Raw genomic sequence first — 16549 nt, forward strand, 5'->3', positions numbered from 1 at the left:
TGCCTTGCGGCCGGGCCTGCGCGTGGCCGTGCTCGGCGGCGGCTTCATCGGCCTGGAGGTGGCGGCCAGCGCGGTGCGGCTCGGCTGCCGGGTCAGCGTGATCGATCCGGCCGCGCGCCTGCTCGGCCGCGCGATGCCGCCCGAGGTGGGCGAGCATGCGCTGGCCCTGCATCGGCGGCATGGCGTCGAGGTGCGGCTCGGCGTGCTGCCCGAGCGCGTGCGGCGCGATCCCCGCGATTCCGGCGGCGCGCTGCTGGTGGAAACCAGCGAAGGCGAGGTGCCGGCCGACGTGGTGGTGGTCGGGATCGGCGTGGTGCCCAACGTCGAACTCGCGCAGGCGGCGGGCTTGGAGGTGGCGGACGGGATCCGCGTCGACGCCGGCTGCCGCACGCTCGATCCGGCGATCTTCGCGGCCGGCGAGGTCACCTCGCATTTCCATCCGCTGGCGGGGCGCCACGTGCGCACCGAATCCTGGCAGATCGCCGAGCGCCAGCCGGCCGTGGCGGCGGCCAACCTGCTCGGCGGCGAGGACGCTTACGCGGAGCTGCCCTGGCTCTGGTCGGATCAGTACGACAGCAACCTGCAGACGCTCGGCTGGTTCGAGCCGGGGCAGCGGCGCGTGCTGCGCGGCGAGCCGGGCAGCGGGCCGTTCGCGGTGTTCGGGCTGGACGGGGAAGGGCGGCTCGCGGCGGCGGCGGTGATCGACGCGGGGCGCGAGATGGCGGTGTGCCGCCGGCTGGCGGCCGCGCGCGTGCCGCTCGACGCGGCGCGGCTGGCCGATCCGGCGGTGGCGCTGCGCAGCCTGCTGTAAGGGCGCGGAGCACAGTTGAAGCACAGTTGGGGCCACGCTTGCGCGTTCGCGCGCGAGCGTCGAGAATCGTCGTTCCCGTTCACCCCAACCCCGACGACGACCGAGATCATGGCTTACGACGACAAGAACATCTTCGCGAAAATCCTGCGCGGCGAGCTGCCCTGCACGCGTGTGTACGAGAGCGACAGCACCATCGCGTTCATGGACATCATGCCCCAGTCGCCGGGCCACACCCTGGTGGTGCCGAAGGAAGCGGCCGAGATGCTCTACGAGCTGTCCGACGAGGCCGCTGCCGAATGCATCCGCGTCACCAAGCGCATCGCGCTGGCGATTCGCGAGGCGCTGCGCCCGGACGGCCTGTTCATCGGCCAGTTCAACGGCGCGGCGGCCGGCCAGACCGTGCCGCACGTGCACTTCCACCTGATCCCGCGCTGGGCCACCCAGCCGCTCGGCGCGCATTCGCGCGACGTGGCCGATCCGAAGGAGCTCGAGGCGATGGCCGAGCGGATCCGCGCGGCGCTGAAGTAGGCACGTTCCCCTCGGGTAAGCGCAGCCGATGAGCGCGTGTCTGTTGGGCACGCGCCCGGCCTGTCACGTCGCCGTCACGAAGCGCCTCAGAGTTGACCGTCGACGGGCAGCATGCGGAACAGGCCGGTCAGCGCATTGCGCACGAAACCCGCGCCCGGATCGACGCTGTAGGTGCGCAGCTGCCCGTGCTCGACATCGGTCCAGAGCAGCGGCGATTGCGCGGCCGGCCCGCCCGCCGCGGACGAGGCCGGCTCGGCCAGCGTCACGCGATAGCTTTCGGTCGGCTGCGTGACGTGGTCGAACAGCCCGGCCACTTCGCCGGCCAGTTGCGGGCTGCGGATCACCAGGGCCAGCTCGGTATTGAGGTAGGCCGAGCGCGGATCGAGATTGAGCGAACCGATCACCAGGGTCGAACGGTCGATCACATAGGCCTTGGCATGCAGGCTCGCGCGCGAGCGCGAGCCGAACAGCCGTAAGCTGGCGGTGGGCGGCTGCTCGGCGCGGAACTCGTAGAGCTCGACGCCGCGCCGCAGCAGCGGCACGCGATAGGGCGCATAACCGGCCTGCACCGCCACCGCGTCGGTGGCCGCCAGCGAATTGGTCAGGATCGCGACGCGCACGCCGCGCGCGGTCAGCGCGCCGAGCGCCTCCACGCCGGCATCGTGCGGCACGAAATACGGCGAGAACACCAGGAACTCGCTGCGCGCCTCCTTGGCGAGGTTGGCGAGCGTCTGCATCGGCGGGCTCTGGTAGGTGCCGCTCGCCATCGTGATCTTCTCGGGCGAATCGGCCTTGAACTCGGCCCGGGCCCACACCAGGCCGAGCTGCTCGCCGGCGATCTGCGCGGCCAGCGGGGTGGCGTTGAGCGGCTTGGCGTCGTAGGGCGTGGCGTTCTCGCGCCAGTGCTCGCGCAGCGCGTCGCGCGCCTGGTCCAGGTCCTGCGGCGAGAAGCGCTGGTGGTTGAGCGCGCGCAGCGGATAGGCGCTCGCGCTGGCCCAGTAGGCATCGAAGCTCGACGAGATGTCGGCCGTCACCGGGCCCGCCGCCAGCACGTCGAGATCGCGGAACTGCAGGGTCGGGCTGGCGCTGAAATACTCGTCGCCGAGATTGCGGCCGCCCACGATCGCGAGCTGGTTGTCGGCGATCATCGCCTTGTTGTGCATGCGCCGCGTGAAGCGGTCGATCTTGGTGACGAGATCGGCGGTGCGCGCGAACATGCCGCGCTGGGTCGCGCCGAACGGGTTGAACACGCGGATCTCGATGTTCGGGTGCGCGTTCAGCGAGGCCATGATCTGGCCGATGTCCTTGAAGTTCAGGTCGTCCACCAGCATCCGCACGCGCACCCCGCGATCGGCCGCGTAGAGCGCGGCGGCCAGCAGCAGCTTGCCGGTGGTGTCCTCGGTGGCGATGTAGTACTGCATGTCCAGCGTCCGGGTGGCCGCGCGGGCCAGCGCGATGCGCATCTGCAGCGCGTCGGTGCCGACCGACAGCACGCGGAAGCCCGACTCGCCCGGATGCGCGCGCTCGGGCGCGGCCAGCGCGTCGCGTAGCGGGGTGGGCGTGTCCTGCGGCAGCGCGTGCGTGACCGGGCGTGGCAGCGAGGTGGCGGGCGGGTGGGTCGCGCAGCCGCTCAGGACCAGGGCAAGCGCGGCCAGGCCGGCGACGGCGAGGCGTCGAGCCGCGCGCGCCGGATGGCGGGCACGGGATTCGCGTCGAGCGGAAATGGCCGGCACGCTGCGGACTCCTTCGAAACGGGACGAGGGGCGCCGGCGGGCGGGGGCGCCGGGCCTGGAATGTGCGGATCGATTCTACGGGGGCGCTTGCGATGCGGCAACCGGCCGGCGCGGGAGGCGGCGCCGGCGGCCGATGCCGCCGATGCCGCCGATGTTGCCGGAGCCGCCGAAACCACCAGAACCGCCCGCCAATCGCCGGTGTACCATCGGACGATTCCTCATCCGCCCTGATCGACGCATGTCCTTGCCGTCTGCTCCCGAGCTTCCCGCCGCCTTCGAAATCGTCCGTCTCGGCCCGTCGCGGGCGGAGGATTACCGGACCATCCGGCTCGCCGCCCTGCAAGCCGATCCCGGCGCGTTCGGCTCGACCTACGAGCTCGAGGCCGCGCGTGGCCTCGACCACTTCGTGGAGCGCCTGGCGGGCACCGCCGTGTTCGGCGCCTATCGCGACGGCGAGATCGTCGGCATGGCCGGCCTGCGGCGCGAGCCCGGCCCGCGCGAGCGCCACAAGGGCGTGCTGTGGGGCGTGTTCGTCGAGGCGCGCGTGCGCGGCCTCGGCGTCGGCCGCGCGCTGCTCGACGCGGTGCTCGCCGAGGCGGCCGAGGAACTCGCGCAACTCACCCTGGCGGTTGCCGGCGCCGACCCGCGCGTGCGCGACTGGTACGTCCGCGCGGGCTTCGAGGTCTACGGCGTCGAGCCGCGCGCGCTGAGCGTGCCGGGCGGTTTCGTCGACACCGTGCTGATGGTCCGCTTCCTCACCTCCGCCGATTCGCCCGGCGATACCGATACGCGACGATGCGCGACAAGTCAGCCGAACTGAAGGCCAGCAAGCGCCGCGCGCTGGCGCTGCTGCTCGCCGTCACGGCGGTGTTCGCGCTCACCCTGGCGGTGCCCGGCGGGCCGTGGATCGACGGCGTGAAGGCGGTGGCCGAGGCCGCCATGGTGGGCGCGCTGGCCGACTGGTTCGCGGTCGCCGCGCTGTTCCGGCGCGTGCCGATCCCGATCGTGTCGCGCCATACCGAGATCGTGCCGCGCAACAAGGCGCGCATTGCCGACAATCTCGCGCAGTTCGTGCGCGAGCGCTTCCTCGATCCGGCCTCGATCGTCGCGCTGATCCAGCGCCACGACCCGGCCGCGCGTCTCGCCCAATGGCTGGTGGAGCCCGCCAATACCCGGGTGCTCGGCGGCTACGCGACGCGGCTGATCGGCTTCGCGCTGGAGATGACCGACGACGCGCGGATCCAGCGCTTCGTCAAGGACGCGCTGCACGCCGCCTTCGACAAGGTGGACCTGTCGCGTTCGGCCGGCGCGATCCTCGACACGCTCACGCGCGACGGCCGCCACCAGCAACTGCTCGACGACGGCATCGCCCAGCTGGTCGCGCTGCTGCGCGAGCCCGAGCAGCGCGGCGCGATCGCCTCCTACATCGTCGACTGGCTCAAGGGCGAATATCCGAAGATGGAGCGCGTGATGCCGACCGCCTGGCTCGGCGAGCACGGCGCCGAGCTGATCGCCAACGCGGTGACGCGCGTGCTGATCCAGATCGGCGAGGATCCGGAGCACCGGCTGCGGCGCAGCTTCGACGCCACGGCCGCGCGCCTGGTCGAGCGGCTCAAGGCCGATCCCGCGTTCATCGAGAAGGGCGAGGAACTCAAGCGCTACCTGCGCGACGGCGAGGCCTTCAACGGCTACGTGGCCGAGCTCTGGAGCCAGTTGCGCGACTGGCTCAAGGCCGATCTGGCGCGCGAGGATTCGCTGCTGCACCGGCAGGCCGCCGCGCTGGGCGGCTGGCTCGGCGAGCGGCTGGCGGCCAGCCCGGCGCTGCGCGAATCGATGAACGAGCACGTCGAGAAGGCGGCCGCCGAGATGGCGCCCGAGTTCGCGGCCTTCCTCACGCGGCATATCAGCGACACGGTGCGCAACTGGGACAGCGAGGAGATGTCGCGGCAGGTCGAGCTCAATATCGGCAAGGACCTGCAGAGCATCCGCATCAACGGCACGGTGGTGGGCGGCCTGATCGGGCTGGTGCTGTACCTGGTGAGTTATGCGGCGCGCTGGGCCGGCGCCGGGCTGCCGTTGCACTGACGTGTCGGCATCCCGGCTCGCCGGGTACCGAAGCGGCAACGCGGGAACCGTGGGTCCCGTTGCGTTGGCCGCTCCCGCTGCACCGGGAAACTGGCCTCAGCCCAGCGCGCCGAGGATCCGAGGCAGCAGCGCGTCCGTGAACTGCCAGATCAGCGAAGAGTCGTTGGTCTGGAAGGCCGCGCTGTTGTAGTAGGTGTTTCGGTATCCCTGCAGCGCGTTCATCCTGGTGTAGAACCCGGCCGCGATCTCCGGTGCGGAAACGCCGAGCTGGAACGGCGTATGGTTGCTCAAGACCTCGAACCCGTCGAAATGAACCGGGTACGTGCCGGCCTGGGCCAGCGATTCGACCTGGAGTCGGATCTGTGTCTTGATGAGGTCCACCGGTTGCGGCGATTCCGCGCCGAACAGGACGAGGTAGAGCCCGGGAAGGGTCGGGATCAGCGTATACAGGCACGGAAGCGGCGGCAGGTTGTAGGGCCTGTCGGGCGCCCGGTTGACGATGGAGATCCCCTGCGGCAGACCGGAAATCCTTGCCAGGCCGACTGCGTAGCACCTCGACTGCAATCTGCCGAACACCGATGCCTCGCGCCGATCGAGATCGACGTCGGCCAGGTTGCCCAGGGTAGGCGGTGCCGACCAGACGAGCTTGCGACAAAGGATGGTCAGGGAGCCTGTCGGCGTGTCCGCCATGACTCGAATGCGCGAGTCGCCGCGTTGGATCAGCCTCAGGCGCGCATTCAGCACGACGCTATTGCCAAGATACCGGGCTGCCTTGTCGTAGAGTTGCGCCGTTCCCCCCTTGATACTCAGGAATCCGTTGCCGAGAATGGCGTCGACCACGCCCCGGCCGAACAGCTTGATGACGTATAGCGTAGGACTTCTGAGCAGATCGCCGGCCCCCTGGTTGTACTGGAAGATGGTCGGGACCAGCGCTTGCAGGCCGTACTTCGTCGCAAAATCGGCGAACGGTTCGAGGAGCTCCGCCGGGACCGGGTCGGGAAGCTGGAATCCGGCATCGATATAGGGGTACGTCGTGGCGAGAATCTGCTGGTAGGTCGCCAGTGCGCGGCCGATATCGGCTTGCGACGGCGGGGTGGCGTTCGAGAGCGGAAGCCCCGTGCGCAGATCGATGCTCAACGCGGCGTTGTTGCCGGCACCGGGTTGATTGACGATGGACTCCACATCGAGTCGTTTGAAGTAGTCGAGCACCACGGGCGTTTGTTCGAAATACAGGACGCCGACATTGATCGGGGTGCCCGTGCCCGGATCGATATGGGTTTCCGCATGACCACCGAGGTGGTCCTTGCGTTCCAGCAGCGTCACGCTCTTGCCGGCGTCGTGCAGGCGGGTGGCGATGTAGGTTCCCGCGGATCCCCCGCCGATCACGCAAACATCACGCTCGATGGCCGGCACGCCCTGGGCCTGCGCGGGACGACTCTCCAGCTGTGACACTAGCGTACTGGCCAATGCCGCGCCGGACATCTTGAGAATATCGCGTCGATGCATGTTGATGCTCCTGGAAAAGACTTTGCGTTGAACGGAAAAATCCTTTGACGGTTCAGCTCGTGCCGGCTCTGTCGCGTATCGACTCGGGATGATGATTTATGCTGGATTTTTCTGGATTTGAATTGAAGTGGGGTGATTCGTTCTTGATGTCAATTGGAGGTTTTGTGCGTTATCGGATGCTGCGAACGAGGCGGTGGGCGCGAGCTGATGTTTGATATTTTCATTATCGTCATCAATTGTTTAATTGCCGAATGCCGGAATGGGGAAAGTCTAGCAAGAGAATGAAGAATATCAAGGGGAATGGATTGGGTTTCGATTTTCGAAAATTTCGCATCTTTATTCAATAATATTTGCGTCATCGAAACCCTTTCGTATTCGGCGATACCCGGCTTTGGCGTCCGGGGTTGATTCCCCGACAATGTTTCCCTCGCATGCACACGCCCGGCCGGCTTGCGTGACAGCCATGTGGCACGCGCCGCCGTGTTCAATCCCGTTTGACATTTCTCCGCTCGACGCCGCGCAAGCCCTCATGGTGTAATCGCGCGACCGTTCGCAATCCTTCGCGACCCTGTCCGCAACCCGTTTCCCCTCCAAGGAGAAGGAGCTTCCATGTCTCCCGTGTCGGCCTTCAAGCTGATCCTCTTGTCGATCGCCGCGATCGTCGTGCTCGAACTGGTCGCCAAACGCCTGAGGCTGCCGCCCGCCGCCGCGCTGCTGGTCGGCGGCGCGGGCATCGCCTTCGTGCCGGGCCTGCCGCCCATCAACCTCGATCCCGACCTGGTGCTGATCGTGTTCCTGCCGCCGCTGCTGGTGGACGGCGCCTATTTCTCGGTGTGGGAGGAGTTCAAGCGCAACCTCGGCGGCATCATGATGCTGGCGATCGGCGCGGTGGTGTTCACCACCCTGGCGGTCGGCCTGGCCGTGCACTGGGCGGTGCCCTCGCTGCCCTGGGCGGCCTGCTTCACGCTCGGCGCGATCGTCTCGCCGCCCGACGCGGTGGCCGCCAAGGCGGTGCTCGAACGGGTCGCGCTGCCGCGCCGGCTGATGGTGCTGCTCGAAGGCGAGAGCCTGCTCAACGACGCGGCCGGCCTGGTGCTGTACCGCTTCGCGGCGGCCGCCGCGCTGACCGGCGCGTTCAGCTTCCAGGGCGCGGTGCTGCGCTTCGCCGAGCTGGGGCTGGGCGGCGTGGCGGTCGGCTTCATCGTCGGCTGGGCGCTGATCCGCTTCATCAAGCTGCTCTCCGACGACTACCTGATCACGATCTCGGCGGTGCTGGGCGGCTGGGTCAGCTATATCGCCGGCGAGACCCTGGAAGTGTCGGGCGTGATCTCGACGGTGACCATGGGCATGATGCTGGGCTGGCACCAGCACGAGATCTTCAGCGCGATGGTGCGGGTGCGCTCCACCGCCTTCTGGAAGATCATGGTGTTCCTGCTCGAGGCCCTGGTGTTCGTGCTGATCGGGCTGTCGCTGCGCGGCGTGCTGGTGCGCCTGGGCGGCTTCGGCGAGGTGTTCGCGAGCATGACGCCGATGCTGCTGGCGGTGCTGGCGGCCGTGATCGGCTCGCGTTTCCTGTGGATCTTCGCGGTCGAGTTCCTGAAGCTGCCGCGCCGCTGGTTCGGCCGCGCCGGCCTGCATGCGGACTGGCGCGCCGCCACCGTGATGAGCTGGGCCGGCATGCGCGGCGTGGTCACGCTGGCGATCGCGCTGTCCCTGCCCGAGGCGATGCCCGGCCGCGACATGATCCTGGTGGCCGCCTTCGCGGTGATCCTGGTCACGGTGCTGCTGCAGGGCACCACCATCGGCCCGCTGATCCGGCTGGTGTCGCCGCACGACGGCCATGTGCCGAACTCGCGGCATCTCACCGAGCCGCGTGCCTGGGCACGCATGAGCCGCGCGCAGCTGGCCGCGATCCAGCCGCTGGTACGCGACGCCGAGGGCAAGGTGATCCACCCGCGCCTGCTCGAGCAGTACGGCTACCGGATGTCGATCGCCGAGCGCTTCGAGCACGAGCCGGCCTTCCCGACCGAGGACGTGCACGCCCATTACGACGTGGTGCTGGCCGCGGTGGCGGCCGGGCGCGCCGAGATGCTGCGCATGCATCGCGCCGGCGAGATCCACGACGAGGTGCTGCACCAGCTCGAGCGCGAGCTGGACCAGCAGGAAGTGACGGCGCGCCTGGCGATGGAATGAGGCGCTGGTCACGCCTGCCCATGAAGCCATCGACACCGGCGCATCGATACGGAGCGCGATCATGAAGCGAAGCATGGCGAGGCCTCGCCTCGGCCCGAGGTCCCTGTTGCCCGCCGTGCTCTTGCTCGGCCTGGCCGCCGGCGCGGCGCAGGCGAGGATCGAGCAGGACGTGCGCTGCTTCCGGAGCAGCGAGGGCGCCGCGCCGATCCGCTTCGAGTTCCGCATGTTCTACGACAGCGACACGAATTGGTCGGGCGGCTACGTGCGCTACAAGGGATCGAAGACGGTGATCCCGATCGTGCTGAAGTCCGAGCACGGCACCGAGCTTGCTCCGGGCCGCCCCGACGAATTCGATCGCACCTGGGTGGAGGTGATCGACGGCCGGCTGGGCGGCGAGTACCGGATGCTCAGCCAGGGCGCGATCGTCGAGTCGATGAGCTACACGAAAACCTCGCCGCGCCGCAGCGTCGGCTTCGTCGACGATCCCGGGAGCTTCACCTCGGACAGCACCGCCTGCCAGTGGTGATGCCCGCTTTCTCCTGACGAATTCCTTTCGTTTCCGCTGGCGCTGCACGGCGCCCGCCATCGCTGCAGCGTCCGGCGCGATCTCCTACAATCAAACCCGTCGTCCGCCGCGGACGCTGGCGCCGAAGTCCGGCACCGGCCGCGCGCGGCATGCTTTTCAATCTGGTCCATCTGCAGGTAACGAGCCGCCCGGGTCGTAGGCCGACCCGGGCGTTTGCCACACCGCCCGCGCCGTAAGCCGGTCGGGCGGTATCCACCGAGAGTCCCCATGAAAGCATCCGATCTGTTCGTCAAGGCGCTGGAAGCCGAAGGCGTCGAATACGTGTTCGGCATTCCCGGCGAGGAAAACCTCGACCTGCTCGAATCGATCCGCCATTCGCGGATCAAGCTGGTGCTCACGCGCCACGAGCAGGCCGCCGGTTTCATGGCCGCCACCTACGGGCGGCTGACCGGCAAGGCGGGCGTGTGCCTGTCCACGCTCGGCCCCGGCGCCACCAACTTCGTCACGGCCGCCGCCTATGCGCAGCTCGGCGGCATGCCGATGCTGATGATCACCGGCCAGAAGCCGATCAAGACCAGCAAGCAGGGACACTTCCAGATCGTCGACGTGGTCGACATGATGCAGCCGCTCACCAAGCTGACGCGCCAGATCGTCTCGATCGGGCATATCCCCTCGGCGGTGCGCGAGGCGTTCCGGCGCGCCGAGGACGAGCGCCCCGGCGCCGCCCACCTCGAGCTGCCCGAGGACATCGCGCACGAGGAGGGCGACGGCAAGCCGATCCCGGCCAGCTATAGCCGCCGCCCGGTGGCCGAGGAGAAGGCCGTGGCGCGGGCGGTGGAGGCGATCCACCAGGCGCGCCATCCGCTGCTGATGATCGGCGCGGGCGGCAACCGCAAGACCAGCGCGCGCATGCTGCGCGAGTTCGTCGACGCCACCGGCATCCCGTTCTTCACCACCCAGATGGGCAAGGGCGTGATCGACGAGACGCATCCGCTGTGGCTCGGCAACGCCACGCTCTCGGACGGCGACTTCGTGCACCGCGCGATCGACCATGCCGACTGCATCATCAACGTCGGCCACGACGTGATCGAGAAGCCGCCGTTCTTCATGCGCAGCAACGACAAGACCGTGATCCACGTGAACTTCCTGGGCGCCCAGGTCGATCCGGTCTACTTCCCGCAGATCGAGGTGGTGGGCGACATCGCCAACGCGGTCTGGCAGATGAAGGAGGCGCTGGCGCCGAAGCAGAGCTGGGACTTCTCGCGCTTCATGCTAATCAAGGAGCGCTTCGACGAGCACCTGAAGAAGGGCGAGGACGATCCGCGCTTCCCGCTGCACCCGGTGCGCGTGGTGCACGACCTGTCGCGCGCGCTGCCGGAGGACGGCATCGCCTGTCTCGACAACGGCATGTACAAGATCTGGTTCGCGCGCTACTGGCGCGCCCACGAGCCGAACTCGCTGCTGCTCGACAACGCGCTGGCCTCGATGGGCGCGGGCCTGCCCTCGGCGATTGCCACCAAGATCGTGCATCCGCAGAAGAAGGTGGTGGCGATCTGCGGCGACGGCGGCTTCATGATGAATTCGCAGGAACTCGAGACCGCCGTGCGCCTGAAGCTCGACCTGGTGGTGGTGCTGCTGCGCGACGATGCCTTCGGCATGATCCGCTGGAAGCAGGAGAACATGAACTTCCCCGACTACGCGATGACGCTCGACAACCCCGACTTCGTCGCCTACGCGAAGAGCTATGGCGCGCAGGGCCATCGCGCCGAATCGGCCGACGCGCTCGGGCCGCTGCTCGAACACTGCTTCGCCACGCCGGGCGTGCACCTGGTCGACGTGCCGATCGATTACTCGGACAACGAACGGATCCTGAACCGCGAGATCCCGCGCCTGTCCGCGCAGCTCTGAGTGTTTCCCCCTCGCGGTGCCGCGCCTCGCGCGCGGCGCCGCCGATTCCCGCATCCCCCGACCGGAGGCAAGCCATGCTGAAGGAAAGCTACCCGTACTACCTCGCCAACCAGGCCGTGCAGGCCAACACCGATCTCGAAGTCACCGACAAGTACAGCGGCAAGGTCGCCACGCGCGTCGCGCTGGCCGACGCGAAGGCGATCGACGCGGCCATCGCGGCCGCCGTCGAGGCCGAGAAGCCGTTCGCCGCCTGGCCGTCGTTCCGCCGCCAGGCCGTGCTCGATCACTGCGTGACGCGCTTTCGCGAGCGCTTCGACGAGCTAGCCGACGCGCTGTGCATCGAGGCCGGCAAGCCGATCAACGATTCGAAGGGCGAGGTCACGCGCCTGATCGACACCTTCCGGGTGGCCGCCGAGGAATCGGTGCGCATCCGCGGCGAGCTGGTCGACCTGGAGATCTCCAAGCGAGCCCAGGGTTATTCGGGTTACGTGAAGCGCGTGCCGATCGGCGCCTGCTCGTTCATCTCGCCGTTCAACTTCCCGCTGAACCTGGCCGCCCACAAGGTCGCGCCGGCCATCGCGGCGGGCTGCCCGTTCGTGCTCAAGCCGGCCAGCCGCACGCCGATCGGCGCGCTGATCATCGGCGAGGTGCTGGCCGAGACCGACCTGCCCAAGGGCGCCTTCTCGATCCTGCCCGCGCATCGCGACGGCGCCGACCTGTTCACCACCGACGCGCGCTTCAAGCTGCTCTCCTTCACCGGCTCGCCGGCGGTGGGCTGGGACCTCAAGCAGAAGGCCGGCAAGAAGAAGGTGGTGCTCGAACTGGGCGGCAACGCGGCCGCGATCGTCGACGCCGACCAGCGCGAGCGGCTCGACTACGTGGTCGAGCGGCTGGTGTTCGGCGCCTTCTATCAATCGGGGCAGAGCTGCATCGGGGTGCAGCGGATCCTGGTGCACGCAAGCCTTTACGAGGCGCTGCGCGAGAAGCTGGTCGCCAAGACCCGCGCGCTGAAGATGGGAGACCCGAAGGATCCGCAAACCTTCGTCGGCCCGATGATCTCCGAATCGGAATCGCGCCGCCTGGCCGGCTGGATGGAGGCGGCGGTGCAGGCCGGCGCGAAGATCGTGGCCGGCGGCAAGGTGGACGGTGCGATGTTCGAGGCCACCCTGCTGGAGCATGTCGGCCGCGATCAGGACCTCTATCGCAAGGAAGCCTTCGGGCCGGTCGCGCTGCTCGAACCCTTCGAGCGCTTCGAGGATGCGCTGGCGCGCGTCAACGACAGCGATTTCGGCCTGCAGGCCGGCGTGTTCACCGATTCGCTGTCGCATGCGCATCGCGCCTGGGACGAGCTCGAGGTGGGCGGGGTGGTGATCAACGACGTGCCCTCGTTCCGCGTCGACAACATGCCCTATGGCGGCGTCAAGGATTCGGGGCTCGGTCGCGAGGGCATCCGCTATGCGATCGAGGACATGACCGAGCCGCGCCTGATGGTGGTCCGCCAACCCGGCTGAACGCCTTTGCCGAGGCGGCTCGCGGCGAATCCGGCCGCGTCGTGGCGCAAGCCCGGCGCGGCCGGTTTTTTTCGCCCGCGGCGGTTGCCCCGGCGGCTTGCTCAGGATGTCGTCTGCGATTGCGTCGCAAACGAGCATGGCGCATGCCCAGTGCGTCGGATTCCCCAGCGTGAAATATAAAAATCGTTTAGAATCATTAAGTTATATTTCTCTAAAAGAAGCAATGCCGCCGAAAACCGGGAATTCACAACCGGAAGTGCGCCAGAGAGGGCGCAGGCGGAGCCGCCCCCGCATGGACCCAGCCGCTGTCCATCCCTGGCGGCGGGCGACGGCACACGCGACGACTCCATGAACGGAACAACCAATACGGACTACGCGCCGGATTCGCATGAATCCGGCATTTCGGTGCTGCTCGTCGACGACCAGGCGTTCGTCGGCGAGGTGGTGCGTCGTCTGCTCGCCGCCGAATCCGACATCGCGCTGCATGTCTGCACGGACGCGCACGCCGCGCTGGAGATCGCGCGCGAGGTGCGCCCGAGCGTGATCCTGCAGGATCTGGTGATGCCGGACATCGACGGGCTCGAGATGGTGCGCGCCTGGCGCGCGGAGGCCTTCACGGCCTTGGTGCCGATCATCGTACTCTCGGTCAACGACGATCCGCTGGCCAAACGCGAAGCCTTCGTCGCCGGTGCGAACGATTACCTGGTCAAGCTGCCGGACCCGATCGAGATGATCGCGCGGATCCGCTACCACTCGAATTCCTATCGCACGCTGCGCCAGCGCGACGAGGTGCTCGACTTCCTCTCGCACGACATGCGCGCGCCGCAGAGCTCGATCCTCTCGCTGCTCGACACCTACCGCGCCACCCACGGCGAGATGCCCCTGCTGCTCGAACGCATCGAGCTGCATGCGCGCCGCGCGCTGGCGCTGGCCGACGGCTTCATCCAGCTGACCCGCGCGCAATCGGAGAAGCAGCCGACCGAGCTGGTCAGCCTCAACGAGGTGCTGCTCGACGCGGCCGACCAGCTCTGGGAGAAGGCCGGCAACATGGGCAGCCGGATCAGCGTGGGGGTGCCCGAGCTGGAGTGCCTCTGCATCGGCGACCGGATGATGCTCACGCGCGCGGTCGCCAACCTGATCGACAACGCGCTCAAGTACGGGCCGGCCGGCGCCGAGGTGCGCTGCCTGATCGCCGACGACGGCGAGGACTGGCTGGTCGGTGTCGAGGACGAAGGGCAGGGCATCGCGCCCGAGCTGCGCGCCAGCGCCACCGAATCCTTCGTGCGCCTGACCCACGGGCCCGGCACCCAGCGCGGCGGCTTCGGGCTCGGCCTGGCCTTCGTGCGGGCCGCCGCCGGCAAGCATCGCGGCGAGATCCTGATGCGCTACACCGCGCGCGGCTTCATGACCGGTCTCGCGCTGCCCAAGGCCTCGCCGCGCGCCTGAGCGGGCGCGCCCGCTCAGGCGCGAGCGGTTCCCGGCCGCCTCTCCCGCGCCTTTTCCTCCCGCCTCGAACCTGCCGCGCATCCTTCCGTCCCTGTTTCGAGGGACCGCCGCCGGCGCGAGCCGCGCGCCACCGCTGCGCGCCCGCCACGCCGGGCCCGCCCGGGCTGTCTAGGCGGCCGTAAAGACAGTACACTCGTGCTGGCTCGCGCCCCGCCGGGCGCCATGCCGTCCGTGCCGCGACGGCTCCCGAACGCATCCGCTGACTACCCACATCGAAAACATGGCCAACGTGTCGCCTCGCGCAAGCATCGAGCATCCTTCCAAGTCCGCCGGCGCGCGGATCACGCTCGGCAACCGGATCCTGCTCAGCTTCGGCGCGCTGTTCGTGCTGATGCTGGTGATGGCCGGCTTCTCCTACACCAAGCTGCGCCTGATCGACGAGGAAACCAACAGCATCCAGCGCGATTCGCTGCCTGGCGTGTACCTGGCCACCTCGCTGCGCGCCTCGGCCAACGAGTCCTACACGGCGATGCAACGCGCCATCTTCGTGGATGCCGACGCGGCCGCCTCGGCCGCCGACCTCGACAAGATCCCCGGCATGCTCGATGCATTCGAGAAGCTTTCCACCACCTACCAGAAATCGACCTTCCGCGAGGACGATCGCCAGCGTTTCGCGACCTTCCGCGGCGTCTACGAGCGCTACCTGCCGCTGCTGGCCGATGCCGTGCAGAAGGCACGCAGCGGTTCGCACGCCGACGCGGTGAGCGCCTACGCGCGCTGCACGCCGGTGTGGGAGGACGTGATCCGCAATGCCAACATCCTGGTTACCGAGAATCGCAGCTTCGCCGATCAGTCGGCGCAGTCGATCCGCGAATCGGTGTCGAGCACCCAGATCACGCTGGCCACGGTGGTGGCCGTCGAGCTGGTGGCCGCGCTGGTGATGGGCTGGCTGCTGTATCGCGCGGTGATGCGGCCGATGGCGGAACTGGTCGGCGTGCACGACGTGATGCGCACCGGCGACCTGACCCAGCGCCTGCAGCTCGGCCGGCGCGACGAGTTCGGCACGCTCGAGACCGGCTTCAACCGCATGGCCGACGAGATCACCTCGCTGGTCGCGCAGGCGCAGCAGTCCTCGCTGCAGGTCACCACCTCGGTGGCCGAGATCGCCGCCACCTCGCGCGAGCAGCAGGCCACCGCCAACGAGACGGCCGCCACCACCACCGAGATCGGCGCCACCTCGCGCGAGATCTTCGCCACCTCGCGCGACCTGCTGCACACCATGAACGAGGTGTCGACGGTGGCCGAGCAGTCGGCCACCCTGGCCGGCATGAGCCAGAACGGCCTGACCCAGATGGGCGAGACCATGCGCAGCGTGATGGACGCGGCCGGCTCGGTCAACGCCAAGCTGGCGATCCTCAACGAGAAGGCGCTCAACATCAACCAGGTGGTGGCCACCATCACCAAGGTCGCCGACCAGACCAACCTGCTGTCGCTGAACGCGGCGATCGAGGCCGAGAAGGCCGGCGAATACGGCCGCGGCTTCGCCGTGGTGGCCACCGAGATCCGCCGCCTGGCCGACCAGACCGCGGTGGCGACCTACGACATCGAGCAGACCGTCAAGGAGATCCAGTCGGCCGTGTCGGCCGGCGTGATGGGCATGGACAAGTTCTCCGAGGAAGTGCGGCGCGGCATGCTCGACGTGCAGCAGGTCGGCACCCAGCTCTCGCAGATCATCACCGAGGTGCAGACCCTCGCGCCGCGCTTCCAGCTCGTCAACGAGGGCATGCAGACCCAGGCCAGCGGCGCCGAGCAGATCACCCAGGCGCTCTCGCAACTGTCCGAGGCGGCCCAGCAGACGGCCGAATCGCTGCGCCAGTCCTCGCAGGCGATCGACGACCTGACCCTGGTCGCCAACGGGCTGCGCACCAGCGTCTCGCGCTTCAAGGTCGAGGCGTGAGCGCCGCGACCCGCCCCACCATGCTGTTCCTGCTGTTCGAACTCGAGGGCGCGCGGTATGCGCTCGATGCCGCCGACATCGCCGAGGTGCTGCCGCTGGCCGCCGCCAAGCCGATCCCGGGCGCGCCCGCCTGGGTGGCCGGGATCGTGATCCATCGCGGCGTGCCGGTGCCGGTGATCGACGTGTCGCGGCTCGCGCTGGGCCGCGCCGCCGCGCCGCGGCGATCGGCGAGGACGATTCGGTGCTCGACGCGATCGCGACATACTGCCTGCAGCAAGCGGGCGACTGAACCTCGACCGGGATGCGCTCCCGCTCGCTGGAATACGAAACGCCGCGAAACGCCGG

Annotated in this window: 13 protein-coding genes; 11 read left to right on the forward strand and 2 right to left on the reverse strand. The window is 68.5% G+C overall.

Going from position 1 to position 16549, the window contains the following annotated elements:
- Positions 1-811: FAD-dependent oxidoreductase (locus tag F3J18_RS28995; protein ID WP_166915586.1), on the forward strand; the 811-nt coding region annotated here is incomplete at its 5' end.
- Positions 812-919: 108 nt separating this feature from the next.
- Positions 920-1339 (forward strand): HIT family protein, encoded by a 420-nt coding sequence (locus F3J18_RS29000; RefSeq protein WP_013690989.1) that lies wholly within the window; start codon positions 920-922, stop codon positions 1337-1339.
- An 86-nt stretch (positions 1340-1425) separates the two neighbouring features.
- Here the strand turns inward: F3J18_RS29000 and F3J18_RS29005 are convergent, their stop codons facing one another.
- Complete coding sequence (locus F3J18_RS29005) at positions 1426-3063, reverse strand: phospholipase D family protein (RefSeq protein ID WP_029951049.1); 1638 nt, start codon at positions 3061-3063, stop codon at positions 1426-1428.
- 247 nt (positions 3064-3310) lie between these two features.
- Here F3J18_RS29005 and F3J18_RS29010 point away from each other — a divergent pair, with 247 nt between their 5' ends.
- Together F3J18_RS29010 and F3J18_RS29015 are read left to right on the forward strand one after the other, a co-directional pair.
- Entirely contained in the window at positions 3311-3892 is a 582-nt protein-coding gene (locus tag F3J18_RS29010) for a GNAT family N-acetyltransferase (protein ID WP_166915589.1), read from the forward strand.
- A complete protein-coding gene (locus F3J18_RS29015; RefSeq protein WP_025100423.1) occupies positions 3868-5157 on the forward strand; it encodes a DUF445 domain-containing protein in 1290 nt (429 codons plus the stop codon). Before F3J18_RS29010 ends, F3J18_RS29015 begins: the two co-directional genes overlap by 25 nt.
- 96 nt (positions 5158-5253) lie before the next feature.
- Here F3J18_RS29015 and F3J18_RS29020 read toward each other — a convergent pair whose 3' ends face one another.
- Positions 5254-6663, reverse strand: a complete 1410-nt coding sequence (locus F3J18_RS29020) for an NAD(P)/FAD-dependent oxidoreductase (protein ID WP_166915591.1) — start codon at positions 6661-6663, stop codon at positions 5254-5256.
- Positions 6664-7272: 609 nt separating this feature from the next.
- Here F3J18_RS29020 and F3J18_RS29025 point away from each other — a divergent pair.
- The 7 genes from F3J18_RS29025 to F3J18_RS29055 all read left to right on the forward strand — a co-directional run.
- The gene (locus tag F3J18_RS29025) at positions 7273-8856 is read left to right on the forward strand and encodes a Na+/H+ antiporter (RefSeq protein ID WP_166915593.1); all 1584 of its coding nucleotides are present in this window, start codon (positions 7273-7275) and stop codon (positions 8854-8856) included.
- Between the two features lie 106 nt (positions 8857-8962).
- Entirely contained in the window at positions 8963-9382 is a 420-nt protein-coding gene (locus F3J18_RS29030) for a hypothetical protein (RefSeq protein WP_166915594.1), read from the forward strand.
- 267 nt (positions 9383-9649) lie between these two features.
- The gene (locus F3J18_RS29035; protein WP_025100427.1) at positions 9650-11290 is read left to right on the forward strand and encodes an acetolactate synthase large subunit; all 1641 of its coding nucleotides are present in this window, start codon (positions 9650-9652) and stop codon (positions 11288-11290) included.
- A 74-nt stretch (positions 11291-11364) separates the two neighbouring features.
- Positions 11365-12801, forward strand: a complete 1437-nt coding sequence (locus tag F3J18_RS29040; protein WP_025100428.1) for an aldehyde dehydrogenase family protein — start codon at positions 11365-11367, stop codon at positions 12799-12801.
- 348 nt (positions 12802-13149) lie between these two features.
- Positions 13150-14247, forward strand: a complete 1098-nt coding sequence (locus tag F3J18_RS29045; protein ID WP_166915596.1) for a hybrid sensor histidine kinase/response regulator — start codon at positions 13150-13152, stop codon at positions 14245-14247.
- 280 nt (positions 14248-14527) lie between these two features.
- Complete coding sequence (locus F3J18_RS29050) at positions 14528-16204, forward strand: methyl-accepting chemotaxis protein (RefSeq protein ID WP_025100430.1); 1677 nt, start codon at positions 14528-14530, stop codon at positions 16202-16204.
- A gap of 20 nt (positions 16205-16224) precedes the next feature.
- Positions 16225-16549: chemotaxis protein CheW (locus F3J18_RS29055; protein ID WP_240156451.1), on the forward strand; the 325-nt coding region annotated here is incomplete at its 3' end.

Source organism: Burkholderia sp. Ax-1720, from assembly GCF_011753035.1.
GTDB classification, from domain to species: Bacteria; Pseudomonadota; Gammaproteobacteria; order Burkholderiales; family Burkholderiaceae; genus Burkholderia; species Burkholderia gladioli.

Coding starts and splice junctions, on each gene's coding strand:
- F3J18_RS29040 (WP_025100428.1), top strand. CDS start 11,365: ATGCTGAAGGAAAGCTACCCGTACTACCTCGCCAACCAGGCCGTGCAG.
- F3J18_RS29035 (WP_025100427.1), top strand. CDS start 9,650: ATGAAAGCATCCGATCTGTTCGTCAAGGCGCTGGAAGCCGAAGGCGTC.
- F3J18_RS29000 (WP_013690989.1), top strand. CDS start 920: ATGGCTTACGACGACAAGAACATCTTCGCGAAAATCCTGCGCGGCGAG.
- F3J18_RS29050 (WP_025100430.1), top strand. CDS start 14,528: ATGGCCAACGTGTCGCCTCGCGCAAGCATCGAGCATCCTTCCAAGTCC.
- F3J18_RS29010 (WP_166915589.1), top strand. CDS start 3,311: ATGTCCTTGCCGTCTGCTCCCGAGCTTCCCGCCGCCTTCGAAATCGTC.
- F3J18_RS29015 (WP_025100423.1), top strand. CDS start 3,868: ATGCGCGACAAGTCAGCCGAACTGAAGGCCAGCAAGCGCCGCGCGCTG.
- F3J18_RS29025 (WP_166915593.1), top strand. CDS start 7,273: ATGTCTCCCGTGTCGGCCTTCAAGCTGATCCTCTTGTCGATCGCCGCG.
- F3J18_RS29045 (WP_166915596.1), top strand. CDS start 13,150: ATGAACGGAACAACCAATACGGACTACGCGCCGGATTCGCATGAATCC.
- F3J18_RS29020 (WP_166915591.1), bottom strand. CDS start 6,663: ATGCATCGACGCGATATTCTCAAGATGTCCGGCGCGGCATTGGCCAGT.